An 18209-nucleotide genomic window follows, 5' to 3' on the forward strand; every position below is an offset into this window, starting at 1 on the left:
GTAGCATCTCGCTACCTTTTTTTGATGTATCATTATACGCGATTGAAAAGGTGAAAGATGATGGAAAGAAAAGATTGGTTGCGTGGAGCGTTCATATTGACGCTTGCGGCCTTATTTACAAAAATATTGAGCGCTTTTTATCGTATTCCGTATCAAAATATTGCGGGCGATGTTGGATTTTATATTTACCAACAAGTTTATCCGTTTTACGGTATTTTTCTTGCTTTATCAACGTATGGGTACCCTGTTGCGATTTCAAAACTGATTGCTGAAAATAAACAGTCAACATATGAGTTTGCGGTTGTGCGGCTTTCTTTTTATTTTTTATCATTTATCAGCATGATTATGTTTTCCGTTTTGTATTTTGGTGCTTCGTTTCTTGCGAGCATGATGGGAGATGATCAATTAGCTTCGCTCATTCGTGCGATTTCGTTTGCCTTTTTGCTTCTCCCATTTACATCTGTTTTACGCGGATATTTTCAAGGGAGAGAGGAGATGGTTCCGACAGCTGTTTCACAAGTCGTGGAGCAGTTCATACGTGTAGTAGCCATTTTGTTTCTATCTTTTCTTTTGCTTCATCGCGGATTTACCGTTTATGAAGCAGGAGCTGGTGCGATGTTTGGCTCGCTCATGGGAAGTTTTGCAGCGCTTTTCGTTCTCGTTGCATATATGTTGCGAAGACGAATGAATGCCTATACGCGAATACAATTGCCAAAACAGGAAAAGCGAAAAGTGCTGTCATTTTTAGCGATTCACGGAGTGACGATTTGCTTAGCGAACATGATGCTCGTTTTAATGCAGCTCGTTGATTCATTTACTCTTTTACCTTTGCTGCAACAAGCAGGATTACATGAGCTAGCTAAAACGGCGAAAGGAATTTATGATCGTGGTCAACCGTTCATTCAACTTGGAACCGTAGTCGCTACTTCTTTTTCGTTAGCGATTGTGCCGATGTTATCACGCGAACAAGCACAACGTGAAGGGATATATACAGCTGTTCGGGTAGCTTTTGTTATTGGATTAGGAGCAGCAGTTGGTTTAGTTTGTATATTAAAACAAGCGAATATCATGTTGTTTAAAGATCATGCTGGGGCAATGGAGTTAATGATTTTGTCTATTTGTATTTTTTTTACTTCGTTAACGTTAACGTTTATTGCTATTTTACAAGGACTTGGGGATATATTTCGTCCGCTTGTCATCGTATGTATAGGGATGGTAACGAAGTGGGTGTTAAATATATGGCTCGTTCCTTTATGGCATACGGTTGGGGCAGCAATGGCAACATTCATCGCATATGTTGTCATGTGTACAAGCGCTCTTTTTTATGTGCAAAAAAGAATGTCCCGTCCTTTGTTTTCGGGCGCTACGGTCATGCGAACGATGCAAGCGGCTGCAGTAATGGCAATCATTTTAATCGGATACATCATGTTAACGAACGAGTTACCTGTTCATCAAGGAAGGATGTTTTCATCGCTTCAAGCAGTTGTTGGGGTTTTTATAGGGGCATTTGTTTATATTATAATGATCGTTAAAAAAGGGGTTTTCACCGATAGGGAATTGCTTTCTATTCCACTTGGTCGCTATTTAACAAACATCAAACAAAGAAAGGCTGGATAGTCATGGGTACAATTACAATTGTCGGCCTCGGAGCAGGAGATATCGATCAGTTGTCTTTAGGTGTGTACCGTACGTTAAAACAAGCGGAGCGCCTCTTTGTGAGAACAAAAGATCATCCTGTTGTTGCACAATTAGAGGCAGAAGGAATACACGCTCAATCATTTGACGATATATATGAAAAATATGATCAATTTGAACAAGTGTATGAACATATTGTTGCTTATTTATGTGAAGAAGCAAAAAAAGGGGATATCGTATATGCTGTGCCGGGACACCCACTTGTTGCTGAGCGCACAGTAAAGTTATTGCTTGAAAAACGAGATCATATATCCGTTCGCATTGAAGGAGGACAAAGCTTTCTTGATGCGCTATTTGCCGCAGTTCGTCTCGATCCGATTGAAGGGTTTCAATTGATTGATGCGACTTCATTTCAATCGGACGAAATTCAATTGCGAAATCATATCATTTTTTGCCAAGTATATGATTCGTTTATTGCATCCGATGTCAAACTAGCTTTATTAGAAAAATTACCGCACGATTATCCGGTTTTTATCGTTTATGCAGCAGGAAGTAAACAAGAGCGCATCGAAAAAGTTCCGCTGTACGAGCTTGATCGGGCGATGACCGTTAGCAATTTGACGAGCGTCTATGTGCCGAAAGTAGAAACAGATGAACTGTTGTACCATGATTTTATTACTTTACGACGTGTCATTGCGACATTGCGTGGGCCAAACGGTTGCCCTTGGGATCGAAAACAGACGCACGAGTCGCTGAAAAAATATTTGCTTGAAGAAGTATATGAGCTTCTGGATGCGATTGATCAGCAAGACGATGAAAACATGATTGAAGAATTAGGTGACGTATTGTTACAAGTCATGCTTCATGCTCAAATTGGAGAAGATGAAGGAATGTTCTCGATTGATGATGTCATTCGGGTCATTACAGAAAAAATGATTCGTCGTCATCCACACGTATTTGGGGATACTCATGTCGAGCATGCTGAAGAAGTTGTGCGTAATTGGCAAGCGATAAAGCAGGCAGAAAAACAAAGTGCGTCCCATTCATTGCTTGACGAGGTGGCTAAAGCGTTACCAGGCACTTTGCGAGCATATGAATATCAAAAAAAGGCAGCGGAAGTTGGTTTTGATTGGTCGGAAGTAGAGTCGATGTGGCGTAAAGTGGAAGAAGAAATGAATGAAGTGAAACAAGAAGCCAATCGCATGGATGAACAAAAATTAAAAATGGAGTTTGGTGATTTATTGTTTGCGCTTATTAACGTATGTCGATATTATAAGGTCAATCCTGAAGAAGCGTTAGCAATGGCGAACGAAAAGTTTCACCGTCGCTTTCAATACATTGAACAAAAAGTAAAACAAAGCGGGAAAGATTGGAAATCATATTCGCTAGACCAGCTAGATGAAATATGGGAAGAAGCAAAAAGGGAGGGGTTATAATATGCGACTCGATAAGTTTTTAAAAGTTTCTCGACTCATTAAAAGAAGAACATTAGCGAAAGAAGTAGCTGAGCAAGGACGTGTATTTATTAACGGTCAACAAGCGAAAGCAAGTTCAACAGTAAAAATAGGCGATGAAATTATGATCCAATTTGGTCAAAAACATGTGACAGTGAAGGTGGTCGACTTACAAGAACATGCGAAAAAAGAAGAAGCGAGCGCCTTATATGAAATCGTAAAAGAAGAGCGAGTGGAATAGCTTGTTCTAAACCATTTTTCCCCCTCATACACTTGTACAAACGATCGTTGTGAGGGGGAGACAATGATGACGCAAAATATTGGAAATAAAGGGCCGATTCAAGAACATGACATTGTGATGCGCGGTCGCCGCACGTTAGACATTACGGGTGTGAAGCAAGTCGAAAGCTTTGATAATGAAGAATTTTTATTAGAAACGGTTATGGGCTTTTTGTCTATTAAAGGACAAAATCTACAAATGAAAAACTTAGACGTAGATAAAGGAATTGTGTCAATTAAGGGGAAAATTTTCGAAATCGTTTACTTGGACGAACACCATACGGAGAAAGCTAAAGGATTCTTTAGCAAGTTGTTTAAATGAGTTTACATGTGCAATTTACGACTTTGCTTGCGATGATTGGAACAGGAATCATCATCGGTGCATCTTTTGATACATACGCACATATATTCCATCGTTCCGAACGTCATCGGCTGATCGTATGGATTGCAGATATTCTTTTTTGGATCGTACAAGCGCTATATGTATTTTACACGTTATTGCTCGTGAATAATGGGCAAATTCGCTTGTACATTTTTTTAGCTATTTTATGTGGGTACGCTGCTTACCAAGCGTTGTTTCAAAATATGTATGTTCGCTTGTTGCAACAGATTATTCGCATCGTTGTGACGTTATATCGTTTCCTTATGCGGTTATTTTATTACATCATCGTATTTCCACTCCGACTTCTTTACCGTTTTTTTGTTTTTTTATTGATCGCTACTTGTCATTTTGTTTTATCTATTGGTAAAATTTTATATAAAGCCATATATGTATGTATCCGCTTTTTATTGCAACCATTTATATGGATTGGACATTTCATTTGGCGAAAAACCCCACTTCGCTTTCAAGCAGCGGTTGGACGTTTCTTTCATATTGGAAAAGGGTTTCTCATCAAAATCACGAATATATTTAGAAAAAAAGGGTAATGAAGAAGGAGCGGTGAAAAACATGGGCGCCCCACAAAAAAGCAAAGTAAAAAAAATTCAAACGTCGTATGTTATTCAACAAGAAAAACAAGAACATAAAAAGGCGCGACGTCGCAAAAAAATCGTTATTCGCTTTAGCCTTGTGGCAACGATGGCGTTAGCCGCTTCTTCGCTGTTTTTATATACGATGATGACACAATCTTCCGCAATCGATGAACAAATAAAAACGAAAGAGCAACTAGAGGAAAAGTTGCGCACGTTACAAAAAGATGAAAAAAGGTTAAAAGAAGAGATCAAAAAATTAAATGATGATAAATATATTGCCGAATTGGCGCGAAAACAATATTTTTTGTCGAAAGAAGGAGAAATTATTTTCATCACTCCTGATGAGTAAGAGAGATAGGCATAAGGCTTATTGACACTTGTTTTTTTCATTATGTATAATGAAAGAAACGATTTTTCAGATTTTAAGGAGGAGCACTTTTTTTATGTCAATTGAAGTAGGCAGCAAGTTACAGGGAAAAGTAACGGGCATTACAAAATTCGGAGCGTTTGTTGAGTTACCAGAAGGCGCGACAGGCTTAGTGCACATTAGTGAAGTAGCTGACAGCTATGTAAAAGACATTAACGAGCATCTTAAAGTAGGCGATGTTGTCGAAGTTCGTGTCATTAATGTTGAGAAAGATGGAAAGATTGGTTTATCGATCAAAAAGGCAAAAGAACAAGCTTCACGTCCGCGCAATAAAGGAAATGATCGCGCTTCAAAAGAAAGTTTTGAGCAGAAAATTAGCCGTTTCTTAAAAGAAAGTGAAGATCGCTTAGCATCCCTTAAACGCCATACTGAATCGAAACGAGGAGGTCGTGGTGCTCGACGCGGTTAACTTGCTGCCGAATGAGACATGAGGCAGTTTATATAAGCATCCATTTCATGAGTGGATGCTTTTTCGTTTGAATTTCATAGTGAAAAAAACTATTGACTTTGTTTAAGAAACGTGTTAGTATAATGAATGTCGTTGCATGGCGGCGTAGCTCAGCTGGCTAGAGCGTACGGTTCATACCCGTAAGGTCGGGGGTTCGATTCCCTCCGCCGCTACCAAATGATATAGTGGCCCGTTGGTCAAGTGGTTAAGACACCGCCCTTTCACGGCGGTAACACGGGTTCGAATCCCGTACGGGTCATCAAAAAAACACCAATTTCGTCACGAAATTGGTGTTTTTTTGTTTATGTAAGCCGTTTTTTGTGGGATTCCGTCGAAAGATTTATATGATTCATCTTCTTTTTTTGACAAAATTTTGATAATTCAGTCTGTATAATACAGAGTAATAGACGAATATATGGAAAAAAGGGAGAGGATGAATATGGAGAGATTAGAACGGAAGTTAGTCAATCAAATGGCGGAAGTACCTTTAAGTGAGACAAGAACAACAGTTTCGCAATGGTTTCAACGGTTTACGGTTCGTCTAAGCCATTTGTTATTTCAGCAAGGATTTTTGTTTTTAGTCATTGGCTTTTTGCTTGGACGAGCCCTCATTTTAACGAAAATGACTCCGTTTGCCTTACCTTTTTTTGCGGCAATTTATTTACTTCGTCGCGATAAGTTAGGCTTTGTGTTTATTGCTTTATTTGCGGGAGCGTTGACCGTTTCCTTTTCCACCTCTTTATTTATTGTTGCTTCGATCGTTATGTTTCTCGTTTTTTATCGCTTGTTTTATTGGATTGATGCTCCACCGAAAAGATTGCCGGTTGTCGTCTTTTTCGCCTCTGTCTTTGCGAAAACAGCCATGATTTATACGTGGAATGATGGATGGACGATATACGAAGGAATGACGATGTTTATTGAAGCTGCTCTTGCCTTCATTTTAACGCTCATTTTTTTACAAAGCGTTCCGTTATTTGACCATCAAAAATATAAACAAACGTTAAAGCCAGAAGAAGTCATTTCTTTTGTCATTCTTATTTCTTCCATGCTGACAGGAATGGTCGGTTGGTCGATTTACGATCTTTCGTTAGAGCATGTGGCGGCGCGCTATTTATTGCTTTTGTTCGCTTTTGTCGCCGGTGCGACCGTTGGTTCGACTGTCGGTGTCGTTACAGGGCTCATTTTAAGCTTAGCGAACGTATCGAATTTATACCAAATGAGCTTACTAGCTTTCGCTGGATTGCTCGGTGGACTATTAAAGGAGGGAAGAAAGCTAGGTGTTTCATTTGGTCTCGTCGTTGCAACATTGCTCATTGCCCTTTATAGCCAAGGGATAGCAGACATCATCCCAAATGTTGTCGAATCGTTATTTGCGGTTTTTCTTTTCATGATCACTCCGCAATCGTTAACGAGCAAAATGGCGAAATATGTGCCGGGAACGGTTGAGCATACGAATGAGCAACAACAATATGTAAGAAAAATTCGCGATGTTACAGCTCAACGAGTTGAACAATTTTCTCATGTGTTTCAAGCGTTATCGAAAAGTTTCTCGTCATACGGTGTGCTTACGCATGAGGAAGAGGAAGAACGTGAAATTGATTACTTTTTAAGCGATGTTGCCGCGAAAACATGTCAAACGTGTTTTAAGAAAGACCAATGTTGGATCACCCACTTTGATAAAACATATGATTACATGAAAAAGATTATGCAAGAAGCAGGCGAAAATGATCAAATGACGAATACGAAGTTGTTACGCGAATGGAACAAACATTGTGTGAAAGCGAATAAAGTCGTTCAAATTATTGAAAAAGACGTCTCGTTTTATAAAGCGAATAAAAAATTAAAGCAACAAATGAAAGAGAGCAGAAGACTTGTCGCAGAACAGTTATTAGGTGTATCGCAAGTCATGGAAGACTTTGCGAAAGAAATTCAAAAAGAACGTGAAAATTATTATGTGCAGGAAGAACAAATTTTACATGCCCTTCAACAGTTTGGGATCGATGTAAACGATGTTGAAATTTATAGTTTAGATAAAGGAAGCGTTGACATTGAGATGGTCGTTCCGTATTGCGATGGAAGAGGGGAGTGCGAAAAGCTTATTGCACCGATGTTATCTGATATTTTAGGTGAGACGATCATTGTAAAAAAAGAAGATTGTTCTGTATATCCGAATGGGGATTGTCGGGTTGCGTTTAGTTCTTCGAAAGCGTTTGTCATTGACACAGGTGTTGCGTATGTCGCAAAAGGAGGCGGATTCATTTCGGGCGACAGCTATGCAATGATGGAGATTGGCGGAGGGAAATATGCGTTAGCTATTAGCGACGGAATGGGGAATGGTGAACGAGCGCATTATGAAAGTAAAGAGACGCTCAAGCTGTTACAAAAAATTTTACAATCAGGAATTGAAGAACGAATTGCGATTAAATCCATTAATTCCATTTTAGCTTTACGGACGACAGAAGAAATTTTTTCGACGCTAGATTTGGCTATTGTCGATTTGCAAAATGCGACAACAAAATTTTTGAAAGTCGGTTCTTCGCCAAGCTTCATTAAACGCGGAAACAACGTGATGAAAATCGAATCGAGTAATTTGCCAATTGGCATTATTACAGGAGTAGAGTTTGAAATGATTGAAGAACAATTAAAAGCAGGAGATTTGCTTATTATGATGAGCGACGGCATTTTAGATGGCGTGTCGCACATTGAAAATCATGATGTATGGATGAAACGGAAAATTAAAGAATTAAAAACGAATGATCCGCAAGAAGTATCAGAATTGCTGTTAGAAGAAGTCATTCGTGTCAATGGTGGAGAAATTGAAGATGATATGACAATTGTTGTTGCACGCATTAAGCATAATACACCGAAATGGGCGGTCATTCCGGCATATCAATATATGAAATAAAGGTATAAAATCCCCTCTGAACGTCGATGATGGGAGTATACTACTTTTTCGGAGGGGATAAACGTATGCGGAAAGGGACGTTACGTCAAATTTTATTAATTACAGATGGTTGTTCAAATCACGGTGAAGATCCAATTGCTATGGCAGCATTAGCGAAAGAGCAAGGAATTACAGTAAATGTGATCGGTGTTCTTGACCAAGACATCATTGATGAGCAAGGGTTGCGTGAAATTGAAGGCATTGCTCAGTCAGGTGGTGGAATTAGTCAAGTTGTGTATGCTAAACAATTGTCACAGACGGTACAGATGGTAACGAGAAAAGCGATGACACAGACGTTGCAAGGGGTCATTAATCGAGAGTTGAAACAAATTTTAGGATCGCAAGCTTCGATCGAGCAGCTTCCGCCAGAAAAAAGGGGAGAAGTGATGGAAGTTGTCGAAGAATTAGGGGAAACAGTGAATTTACAAGTTTTAATATTAGTAGATACAAGCGGAAGTATGAAGACGAAGTTGCAAACTGTGAAAGAAGCATTGTTGGATTTATCAATTAGTTTAAATGCTCGTTTGGGAAATAATGAATTTTCTGTTTTTGTATTTCCCGGGAAAAAAGGAGAGGTAGACCGCATTTTAGATTGGACGCCGAAAATGGAGTCGATTTCAAGTATATTTCCGAAGCTAACATCTGGGGGAATTACACCGACCGGTCCAGCTATTCGCGAGGCGCTACAACAATTCCAAAAAAGACGTCCATTAAAAAGTTTATTTACTCACGATGGTGATGACGATGTATACATCGAACAATCTATGTAATATCCGAACAGGAACGGTCATACAAGGAAAGTGGCATAAACGTCGCTATGAAATTATTAAGCAGCTCGGTAAAGGAGCCAACGGGGTTGTTTATTTAGCGAAAGAAGGACGAACGTTTGTAGCGCTAAAAATAAGCAATGAAGCAACAGCTATGATGTCAGAAGTAAATGTACTGAAACGATTTTCAGAGGTCCAGGGAGTCGCCCTCGGACCTTGTTTATTAGATGTAGATGATTGGTTTTATCCGCAAGAAAAAAAATTTTATTCATTTTATGTGATGGAGTATATTGAAGGAGATGACTTATTAACTTTTATTCAAAAGCGTGGAAAAGACTGGATCGTTGTGATTATGTTGCAGCTGCTAGGCGATTTGCATCAGTTACATGAAAAAGGATGGGTGTTTGGAGATTTAAAGCCGGAAAATTTAATTGTTTCCGGGAAGGTTCCAAAAGTGCGGTTAATTGATGTGGGCGGTACGACGATTCGTGGAAGGGCAATTAAAGAATTTACAGAGTTTTTTGATCGAGGGTATTGGGGGATGGGAACAAGGAAAGCAGAGCCATCGTATGATTTGTTTGCCGTAGCGATGATTATGATTAATATGTGCTATCCAAAGCGATTTGAAAGAAAAGAAAATGGACGAGAGCAGTTGCGTCTCATGATTTCTTCCCATCCATATTTAAAAACATATGAAAAAATATTATGGCGTGCACTCGATGGAAAGTATACTTCCGCTTATGAAATGAGAAAAGAGCTATTGCAATGTATACAACAACCGTCTATGCAGAAAGAAAAAAAACGAGAAGAGAGAGTAGTGCGGGTAAAAGAAAAGAAAAAATTTCGTTGGGTAGAGACGATGTTTTTGTTTGTTTGCGTCTTATTTATGTATGTCGTTTATTTGTACGTTCAAATTCTTTAATTTTTTTCTGCGTTCGTTTTGAGTATAAGGAATGAGATATGGTACGATTGTAAAAAACGACGTTGTTAAGAGGGAGCGTATGTTAGAAGTTGTACACCAATTTATTGAAAAGCATCAATTGCTCGAGCGTCATACGACCGTCGTTGTTGGTGTATCGGGCGGTCCGGATTCGTTAGCGTTGCTCCATTTTTTATGGAGCGAACGAAAGCGATATGACATTCGAATCGTTGTGGCACACGTTGATCATATGTTACGAGGAAAACAGTCGGAAGAAGATATGCATTTTGTGAAACATTTTTGCGATCAACGTAGTATTATATGTGAGGCTAAACAGTTGAACGTCCAATTATATATGGAGCAAACGGGAAAAGGGGTGCAAGAAGCAGCTCGTGATTGCCGCTACGCCTTTTTTGAACAAGTGATGCGTAAGTACAAAGCGCATTGTATTGCTTTAGCTCATCACGGGGATGACCAGATGGAAACGGTGCTTATGCGACTTGTGCGCGGAAGCACATCGAAAGGATATGCAGGCATACCAATCAAGCGTCCATTTGGAAACGGATATATTATTCGTCCTTTCTTATGCATTGATCGACAGCAAATTGAACAGTATTGTCAAAAGAATGGTTTGCGTGCTCGTCACGATCCGAGCAATGAAAAAGATGATTATACGCGCAATCGTTTTCGCCGTTACGTTCTCCCTTTTTTAAAAAGTGAAAACAGTCATGCTCATGAACATGTGCAACAATTCAGCGAGATGATAAGCGAAGATGAAGCATTTTTAGAGCAATTAACGAAAGAAAAATTGAAGGATGTTGCTGATCAACAAGAAGGGCACGTCCGTATCGATATTCCTTTGTTTATGCGCATGCCAAAACCTTTACAAAGGCGAGGGATTCAACTAATATTAAACTATCTTTATGGGAATGTTCCATCGTCGTTATCTTCTATACATATAAACCAAGCGCTACTTTTTTTAAAACGACAACATCCTTCAGGTATGCTTCATTTTCCAAATGGATTAAAGCTTATTCGTCAATACGAGGTGTGTATATTTACGTTTCACCAGGAACAAACGAATGGATATGAATTTCTTCTCCAAGTTCCTGATACGCTCCGATTGCCGAACGGATGTCAACTCACTAGTCAGTTTGTTGATCGTTATCCCGTCATTGAAGACGATGAGCATGTAGTGATTGATGTTGATCAATTAGCTTTGCCGCTTCGGGTGCGAACGAGAAAGCGCGGAGATCGCATGAAAGTAAAAGGAATGGAACGTCCGAAAAAAGTGTCCCGCATTTTTATTGACGAAAAAATCCCAGCGAACGAACGGGAACAATGGCCAATTGTTGAAGATGCAAATGGGAACATCATATGGATTCCTGGTGTGAAAAAATCGATTTATACAGCAACAAATATTACAAAAAATCGTTATATTGTATTACACTATAAAAAGCAATGAATGATGGTAGGAGGAAAGAATATGGGTATGCATCAAGATATGGAAAAAATTTTAATTACTGAGGAACAAATTCAACAAAAAGTAAAAGAGTTAGGAGCATTATTGACGAAAGAATATGAAGGTCGCTTTCCGCTTGCGGTTGGTGTACTAAAAGGTGCTATGCCGTTTATGGCAGACTTAATTAAGCATATAGATACATATTTAGAAATTGATTTTATGGATGTATCAAGTTATGGAAACGCGACAGTGTCTTCTGGAGAAGTGAAAATTTTGAAAGACTTAAACACATCAGTTGAAGGCCGCGACGTGCTCATCATTGAAGACATTATTGATAGCGGTTTAACGCTAAGTTATTTAGCAGATTTATTCCGTTATCGTAAAGCGAAATCGATTAAAATCGTGACTTTGCTCGATAAACCATCTGGTCGAAAAGCAAATATTGAAGCCGATTATGTCGGTTTTATCGTTCCAGATGAATTCGTTGTCGGTTATGGGTTAGACTATTGTGAGAAATACCGAAATCTTCCGTACATCGGTGTGTTAAAGCCAGAAGTATATAGCAAATAATTTTTTCATGCACATCGTTTGTTTTGGAACGTTTTTCTATGATACTATTGACTATAGCGTGTTTTAAGTGTGGGAGGAGGTAGGAGATGAACCGCATTTTCCGTAATACAATCTTTTACTTACTTATTTTCCTTGTCGTCATTGGCGTTGTCAGCTTTTTGAATGGCGGCAATCAACGGGCGGAACGGATGACGTACGATGCGTTCATTACCCATCTAGAAAATGGTGATGTAAAGTATGTCTCATTGAAGCCAGAACGAGGCGTTTATGAGATTCGCGGGCAATTAAAAACTTACGCTGAAGGGCAGTTTTTTACAACATATGTCGCAAACAGCCCACAAGTGCTTCAGCGAATCGATGAGGCGGCGAAGCAGGCGAAAGTAGAAGTGTTGCCTGCTGATGAAACGAGCGGATGGGTGACGTTTTTTACGTCCATTATTCCGTTTATCATCATTTTTATTTTGTTCTTCTTTTTATTAAATCAAGCGCAAGGCGGCGGCAGCCGAGTGATGAATTTTGGCAAAAGCCGTGCGAAATTGTATAACGAAGATAAGAAGCGCGTGCGCTTTAAAGACGTTGCCGGTGCGGATGAAGAAAAGCAAGAACTTGTTGAAATTGTTGAGTTTTTAAAAGATCCTCGCAAGTTTGTCGAGCTTGGTGCTCGCATTCCAAAAGGGGTTCTTCTCGTCGGACCGCCTGGAACAGGGAAAACATTATTGGCAAGAGCTGTTGCTGGAGAAGCAGGTGTTCCGTTTTTCTCTATTAGCGGTTCAGATTTCGTTGAAATGTTTGTCGGTGTCGGTGCTTCGCGTGTGCGTGATTTATTTGAAACAGCGAAGAAAAACGCTCCTTGTATCATTTTCATTGACGAGATTGATGCGGTCGGGCGTCAACGCGGTGCCGGCTTAGGTGGAGGACATGATGAACGGGAGCAAACATTAAACCAATTGCTCGTTGAAATGGATGGATTTAGCGGAAATGAAGGAATTATCATTATCGCTGCAACAAACCGTCCAGACATTTTAGACCCTGCTCTTTTACGTCCGGGTCGTTTTGACCGTCAAATCACCGTTGATCGTCCAGATGTGAAAGGACGTGAAGCCGTTCTTCGTGTGCACGCGCGCAACAAGCCACTTGATGAATCTGTTGACTTAAAAGCGATTGCGATGCGTACACCTGGTTTTTCTGGTGCAGATTTAGAAAACTTATTAAATGAGGCTGCGCTTGTTGCAGCTCGGCGCAACAAGAAAAAAATTGATATGAGCGATATTGATGAAGCAACGGATCGCGTCATTGCTGGTCCTGCTAAGAAAAGTCGCGTCATTTCTGAAAAAGAACGAAAAATTGTCGCTTATCACGAAGCAGGTCATACAGTCATTGGCATGGTGCTTGCTGATGCGGAAATGGTACATAAAGTAACGATCGTACCGCGCGGTCAAGCAGGCGGCTATGCGGTCATGCTACCAAAAGAAGACCGTTATTTTATGACAAAACCAGAATTGCTTGATAAAATTACAGGTCTTCTCGGCGGACGCGTTGCGGAGGAAATCGTATTTGGTGAAGTGAGTACAGGAGCACATAACGACTTCCAACGTGCTACAAGCATCGCTCGTCGCATGGTTACGGAGTTCGGTATGAGCGATAAGCTTGGACCGATGCAGTTTGGCCAATCTCACGGTCAAGTGTTTTTAGGTCGTGATTTGCATAACGAGCAAAATTATAGCGATCAAATCGCATACGAAATCGATCTTGAGATGCAGCGCATTATTAAAGAATGTTATGAAAAAGCGAAACGCGTATTAACGGAAAATCGCGATAAGCTGGAGCTGATTGCGAATACGTTGCTTGAAGTTGAAACGCTTGATGCGGAACAAATCAAGCATTTGTTTGAGCACGGTACGTTACCAAATCGAAATGGCAATCAACAAGATGAGGTAAAAGTAAATATTCAAACGAAAAAAGAAGAATAAAGGTGTCTCTTTTTATAGAGGCATCTTTTTTTACCGTCCGCTTATGGTATGATGAAAAAAGGAACAAATTGTGGAAAAGTGGGGATGAGCGATGATTTTTGTATTAGACGTTGGAAACACAAATACCGTACTAGGTGTATATGACGGAGATGAACTGAAGTTTCACTGGCGCATTGAAACGAGCCGGAGCAAAACAGAAGATGAGTATGGGATGATCGTGAAAATGTTATTGCAAGATGTCGGATTGCATTTTTCTGATATTGACGGTATCATTATTTCTTCCGTTGTTCCACCAATTATGTTTGCGTTAGAGCGAATGTGTACAAAATACTTTCATATTAAGCCGCTCATTGTCGGTCCAGGCATTAAAACAGGGCTGAACATTAAGTATGACAATCCAAAAGAAGTCGGAGCAGACCGAATTGTCAATGCTGTAGCGGGCATTCATTTGTACGGGGCACCGCTCATTATTGTTGATTTCGGTACCGCAACAACATACTGTTATATTAACGAGCATAAACAATATATGGGAGGAGCTATTGCGCCAGGTATTACGATTTCTACGGAAGCGCTTTATTCTCGTGCTGCTAAACTTCCACGCATTGAAATTGCCCGTCCAGACGATATTATTGGGAAAAATACAGTGAGTGCGATGCAGGCAGGTATTTTATACGGATATGTTGGACAAGTAGAAGGAATTGTGTCACGGATGAAAGAAAAAAGCACTATTCCTCCAAAAGTAATTGCAACAGGTGGATTAGCATCATTAATTGCCCATGAATCGAATGTGATTGATATCGTTGATCCATTTTTAACGTTAAAAGGATTGCAATTGTTATATGAGCGAAACAAGAAAGGTGAGTGACAGCAATGGCAGATTATTTAGTAAAAGCGTTGGCATACGATGGGCAAGTGAGAGCGTATGCCGTACGAACAACAGAAACCGTTCGGGAGGCGCAGCGGCGACATAAAACATGGCCGACAGCGTCTGCAGCATTAGGTCGTGCGATGACAGCGGGCGTGATGATGGGAGCGATGTTAAAAGGAGATAGCCAAATTACAATTAAAATTGAAGGTGGCGGACCTATTGGGCATATTCTTGTTGATAGTAACGCCAAAGGACATGTGCGCGGTTACGTATCCAATCCACATGTTCATTTTGAATTGAATGCGAATGGGAAGCTCGATGTCGCTCGAGCAGTTGGGACAAATGGAACATTAACAGTTGTGAAAGACTTAGGGTTACGCGATTATTTTACAGGACAAGTTCCGCTCGTATCTGGAGAACTTGGTGAAGACTTTACATACTATTTCGTTTCCTCTGAACAAACGCCATCATCCGTTGGGGTTGGTGTGTTAGTGAATCCGGATAATACGATATTAGCGGCGGGTGGTTTTATTTTACAACTTATGCCGGGTACAGAAGAAAAAACAATTGCCGACATTGAAAAAAATTTGGCTACTATTCCGCCGATCTCAAAAATGATTGAAAGTGGTTTAACACCGGAACAAATTTTATATGAATTGCTTGGTGGGGAACAAAATGTAAAAATTCTCGAAACGATGCCTGTATCATTTGTTTGTCGTTGTTCACGTGAACGAGTAGCAGATGCGATCATTAGCTTAGGAGCGGAAGAAATTCAACAAATGATTGATGAGGAAGGGAAAGCGGAAGCCTCTTGTCATTTTTGTAATGAAACGTACACATTTTCGGCCGAAGATCTTGAGGAGTTAAAAAAATTAGCAAAACAAAAATAAATGATTGACAATTTCGAAAATAACTGATAAATTGGTTACAAATTCTATAAAAATACTCGGGATTAGAGGTGGATGAAATGGCGCGTGTAGTACAATCCATTACAGAGTTAATTGGTCAAACACCGGTAGTGAAGTTAAATCGCATCGTTGATGAAGATAGCGCAGATGTATATGTGAAGTTAGAGTTTATGAATCCAGGAAGCAGCGTAAAAGACCGGATTGCGCTTGCGATGATTGAAGCAGCAGAAAAAGCCGGAAAAATTCAGCCTGGGGATACAATCATTGAACCGACAAGCGGAAATACGGGAATTGGTTTAGCAATGGTTGCTGCCGCAAAAGGATATAAAGCCATTTTCGTTATGCCTGATACGATGAGTTTAGAGCGCCGTAACTTACTTCGTGCTTATGGGGCAGAGCTTGTATTAACCCCAGGAAGCGAAGGAATGCGAGGGGCTATTCAAAAAGCAGAGCAGCTTGCACAAGAGCACGGTTATTTTATGCCGCAACAATTTAAAAACGAAGCAAATCCAGAAGTGCATCGTTTAACGACAGGAAAAGAAATCGTTGAGCAAATGGGCGATCAATTAGATGCGTTTGTAGCCGGAATTGGAACGGGTGGAACGATTACAGGAGCTGGAGAAGTGTTGCGTCAAGCATATCCAAACATTAAAATTTATGCGGTTGAACCAGCTGATTCTCCTGTGCTTTCAGGTGGAAAACCAGGTCCGCATAAAATACAAGGTATCGGTGCGGGATTCGTCCCAGATATTTTAAATACATCCATTTACGATGAAGTCGTTACTGTAAAGACGGAGGAAGCATTTGCAGCCGCTCGTCTAGCTGCTCGCCAAGAAGGCATTTTAGGAGGCATTTCATCCGGTGCAGCGATTCATGTAGCGTTGCAAGTGGCGAAAAAATTAGGAAAAGGAAAGAAAGTGTTAGCAATTATTCCAAGTAACGGTGAACGTTATTTGAGCACACCACTATATCAGTTTGAAGAATAATTCGGCAAGGACATTCTTGCCGAATTTTTTTTCGTGATTGTTTCTATATGTTCGTTGTACAATAAGCGTATGGACTGATGGAGAGGAGTGGACATCTGTGACCCAGCAAAAGCGACGACCGATGATGAAAAAAATCACATACGCACAACGTGATTGGTTTTCTCAATATAAAGCATTGTCACGAAAACAGTTGCATCATGTTTTGCTTGAGAGTGGACGGGACGGTCGATACAGTATTATCGGTTTACAACCATTTGCGGTTGTCATTGGGAAAGATGACAAGTTGACAGTGTGGCAGAAACATCGCACAGAGACGTTTGAAGGGAATATATTGCAATCATTAAAAAAATGGTTCAATCAATGGAAGATAGAAAAATTAGAGGAAGGCCCAGACTTTCAAGGCGGAGCGATTGGATACATCAGTTACGATTGTGCGCGGTATATTGAAAAGCTTCCTTCGATCGCACGTGACGATTTAAATATGCCCGATTTGTATTTTCTCGTATTTGACGATGTGTTTGTATATGATCACTTTGAATCGTCCCTTTATTTCATTACTCACTATGTAGACGGAGAAGAGCAGAAAGCGCACGAACGTCTTGCACGATACGAGCAATTATGGACAACGGACTTGGCTGATGCTTCTCGTCCGTTTATTCCGAACTATGAGAAGGAAGAAACGGTATCAATGAGCGAAGAGCAGTTTATGGAAGCTGTCGAAAAAGTGCGTGCGTATATTGCGCAAGGCGATGTTTTTCAAGTGAACTTGTCTGTGCGACAGTCGAAACGGTTACTTACTCATCCGTTTGCGGTGTATGAAAAATTACGTACATTAAATCCATCACCATACATGGCATATATGCATTTTCCTGAATTTCAACTCGTAAGCGGTTCCCCAGAGTTACTTGTGAAAAAGAAGGGGGAGTATGTGAGTACACGTCCGATTGCAGGAACGCGTTCACGTGGTAAAACAATTCAAGAAGATGAACAAATTGCGCAGTCATTATTAGCAAACGAAAAAGAGCGAGCGGAACATTTAATGCTTGTTGACCTAGAACGGAACGATCTTGGACGTGTATGTGCATATGGGACGGTACATGTAGACGAGTTTATGGTGATTGAAAAATATTCTCACGTAATGCATCTCGTCTCGCATGTTTCTGGACGACTTGAAGAAGGGAAAGACGCGTTCGATGTGATATCCGCTGTGTTTCCAGGTGGAACGATTACAGGGGCTCCGAAAGTACGAACAATGGAAATTATCGAAGAGCTAGAGCCTGTTCGACGTGGTGTTTACACAGGTTCCATTGGTTGGATCGGATTTAATGGCGATATGGAGTTAAACATTGCGATTCGAACGATGATTGCGAAAGATGGTCTTGCCTATGTACAGGCGGGGGCAGGAATCGTTATTGATTCTCAACCAGAACATGAATATAAAGAATGTTTAAAGAAAGCATTTGCTTTATGGAAAGCAAAAGAGCTGAGCGAAGAAGAGTATGTACAATTAAGGTAGCGTCAAAAAATCTATGAAAAGTCATCATGGTCTACCTGTTGAAGGAAAATAAAGAGGATAGTGGAATTGGATTCGCCCTTGACC

17 protein-coding genes and 2 tRNA genes are annotated in these 18209 nt (G+C 40.2%); all 19 read left to right on the plus strand.

Going from position 1 to position 18209, the window contains the following annotated elements:
* Positions 1 to 60 precede the first annotated feature (60 nt).
* The 19 genes from EKC99_RS08955 (at position 61) to trpE (ending at position 18125) form a co-directional block, all read left to right on the plus strand.
* Positions 61 to 1617, plus strand: a complete 1557-nt coding sequence (locus EKC99_RS08955) for a putative polysaccharide biosynthesis protein (protein ID WP_163151523.1) — start codon at positions 61 to 63, stop codon at positions 1615 to 1617.
* A gap of 2 nt (positions 1618 to 1619) precedes the next feature.
* Positions 1620 to 3071: a bifunctional methyltransferase/pyrophosphohydrolase YabN gene (gene yabN, locus EKC99_RS08960; RefSeq protein ID WP_163151510.1), complete on the plus strand. Its 1452-nt coding sequence runs from the start codon at positions 1620 to 1622 to the stop codon at positions 3069 to 3071.
* A gap of 1 nt (position 3072) precedes the next feature.
* A complete protein-coding gene (locus EKC99_RS08965; protein ID WP_009360765.1) occupies positions 3073 to 3330 on the plus strand; it encodes an RNA-binding S4 domain-containing protein in 258 nt (85 codons plus the stop codon).
* A 66-nt stretch (positions 3331 to 3396) separates the two neighbouring features.
* Entirely contained in the window at positions 3397 to 3690 is a 294-nt protein-coding gene (gene yabP, locus EKC99_RS08970; RefSeq protein WP_026011753.1) for a sporulation protein YabP, read from the plus strand.
* Between the two features lie 8 nt (positions 3691 to 3698).
* Entirely contained in the window at positions 3699 to 4295 is a 597-nt protein-coding gene (gene yabQ / locus EKC99_RS08975) for a spore cortex biosynthesis protein YabQ (protein ID WP_240468833.1), read from the plus strand.
* A gap of 22 nt (positions 4296 to 4317) precedes the next feature.
* A complete protein-coding gene (locus EKC99_RS08980; protein ID WP_163151514.1) occupies positions 4318 to 4689 on the plus strand; it encodes an FtsB family cell division protein in 372 nt (123 codons plus the stop codon).
* Between the two features lie 94 nt (positions 4690 to 4783).
* On the plus strand, positions 4784 to 5176 hold the full coding sequence (locus tag EKC99_RS08985; protein ID WP_006323664.1) for a S1 domain-containing RNA-binding protein: 393 nt from the start codon (positions 4784 to 4786) through the stop codon (positions 5174 to 5176).
* 138 nt (positions 5177 to 5314) lie between these two features.
* Positions 5315 to 5391 (plus strand) — tRNA-Met (locus EKC99_RS08990).
* An 11-nt stretch (positions 5392 to 5402) separates the two neighbouring features.
* Positions 5403 to 5474 (plus strand) — tRNA-Glu (locus tag EKC99_RS08995).
* 180 nt (positions 5475 to 5654) lie between these two features.
* Positions 5655 to 8120: a stage II sporulation protein E gene (gene spoIIE / locus EKC99_RS09000; RefSeq protein WP_163151516.1), complete on the plus strand. Its 2466-nt coding sequence runs from the start codon at positions 5655 to 5657 to the stop codon at positions 8118 to 8120.
* A gap of 29 nt (positions 8121 to 8149) precedes the next feature.
* The gene (locus EKC99_RS09005; protein ID WP_163151525.1) at positions 8150 to 8929 is read left to right on the plus strand and encodes a vWA domain-containing protein; all 780 of its coding nucleotides are present in this window, start codon (positions 8150 to 8152) and stop codon (positions 8927 to 8929) included.
* The gene (locus tag EKC99_RS09010; protein ID WP_163151518.1) at positions 8892 to 9848 is read left to right on the plus strand and encodes a serine/threonine protein kinase; all 957 of its coding nucleotides are present in this window, start codon (positions 8892 to 8894) and stop codon (positions 9846 to 9848) included. The genes EKC99_RS09005 and EKC99_RS09010 overlap by 38 nt, the downstream gene beginning before the upstream one ends.
* 79 nt (positions 9849 to 9927) lie before the next feature.
* Positions 9928 to 11310: a tRNA lysidine(34) synthetase TilS gene (gene tilS / locus EKC99_RS09015; RefSeq protein ID WP_163151519.1), complete on the plus strand. Its 1383-nt coding sequence runs from the start codon at positions 9928 to 9930 to the stop codon at positions 11308 to 11310.
* 21 nt (positions 11311 to 11331) lie between these two features.
* Entirely contained in the window at positions 11332 to 11877 is a 546-nt protein-coding gene (gene hpt, locus EKC99_RS09020) for a hypoxanthine phosphoribosyltransferase (protein WP_009360757.1), read from the plus strand.
* 86 nt (positions 11878 to 11963) lie between these two features.
* A complete protein-coding gene (ftsH, locus tag EKC99_RS09025) occupies positions 11964 to 13847 on the plus strand; it encodes an ATP-dependent zinc metalloprotease FtsH (protein WP_009360756.1) in 1884 nt (627 codons plus the stop codon).
* 91 nt (positions 13848 to 13938) lie between these two features.
* The gene (locus EKC99_RS09030; protein WP_009360755.1) at positions 13939 to 14712 is read left to right on the plus strand and encodes a type III pantothenate kinase; all 774 of its coding nucleotides are present in this window, start codon (positions 13939 to 13941) and stop codon (positions 14710 to 14712) included.
* Positions 14713 to 14717: 5 nt separating this feature from the next.
* Positions 14718 to 15605: an Hsp33 family molecular chaperone HslO gene (gene hslO / locus EKC99_RS09035; RefSeq protein ID WP_163151521.1), complete on the plus strand. Its 888-nt coding sequence runs from the start codon at positions 14718 to 14720 to the stop codon at positions 15603 to 15605.
* Between the two features lie 77 nt (positions 15606 to 15682).
* Positions 15683 to 16609, plus strand: coding sequence for a cysteine synthase A (gene cysK / locus EKC99_RS09040; RefSeq protein WP_009360753.1), 927 nt, complete (start codon positions 15683 to 15685; stop codon positions 16607 to 16609).
* Between the two features lie 121 nt (positions 16610 to 16730).
* Positions 16731 to 18125 (plus strand): anthranilate synthase component I, encoded by a 1395-nt coding sequence (gene trpE, locus EKC99_RS09045; protein WP_163151527.1) that lies wholly within the window; start codon positions 16731 to 16733, stop codon positions 18123 to 18125.
* Positions 18126 to 18209: the final 84 nt, after the last annotated feature.

Origin of the sequence: Anoxybacillus sp. MB8 (assembly GCF_011006755.1) — a bacterium.
Lineage (GTDB): Bacteria > Bacillota > Bacilli > Bacillales > Anoxybacillaceae > Anoxybacillus > Anoxybacillus gonensis.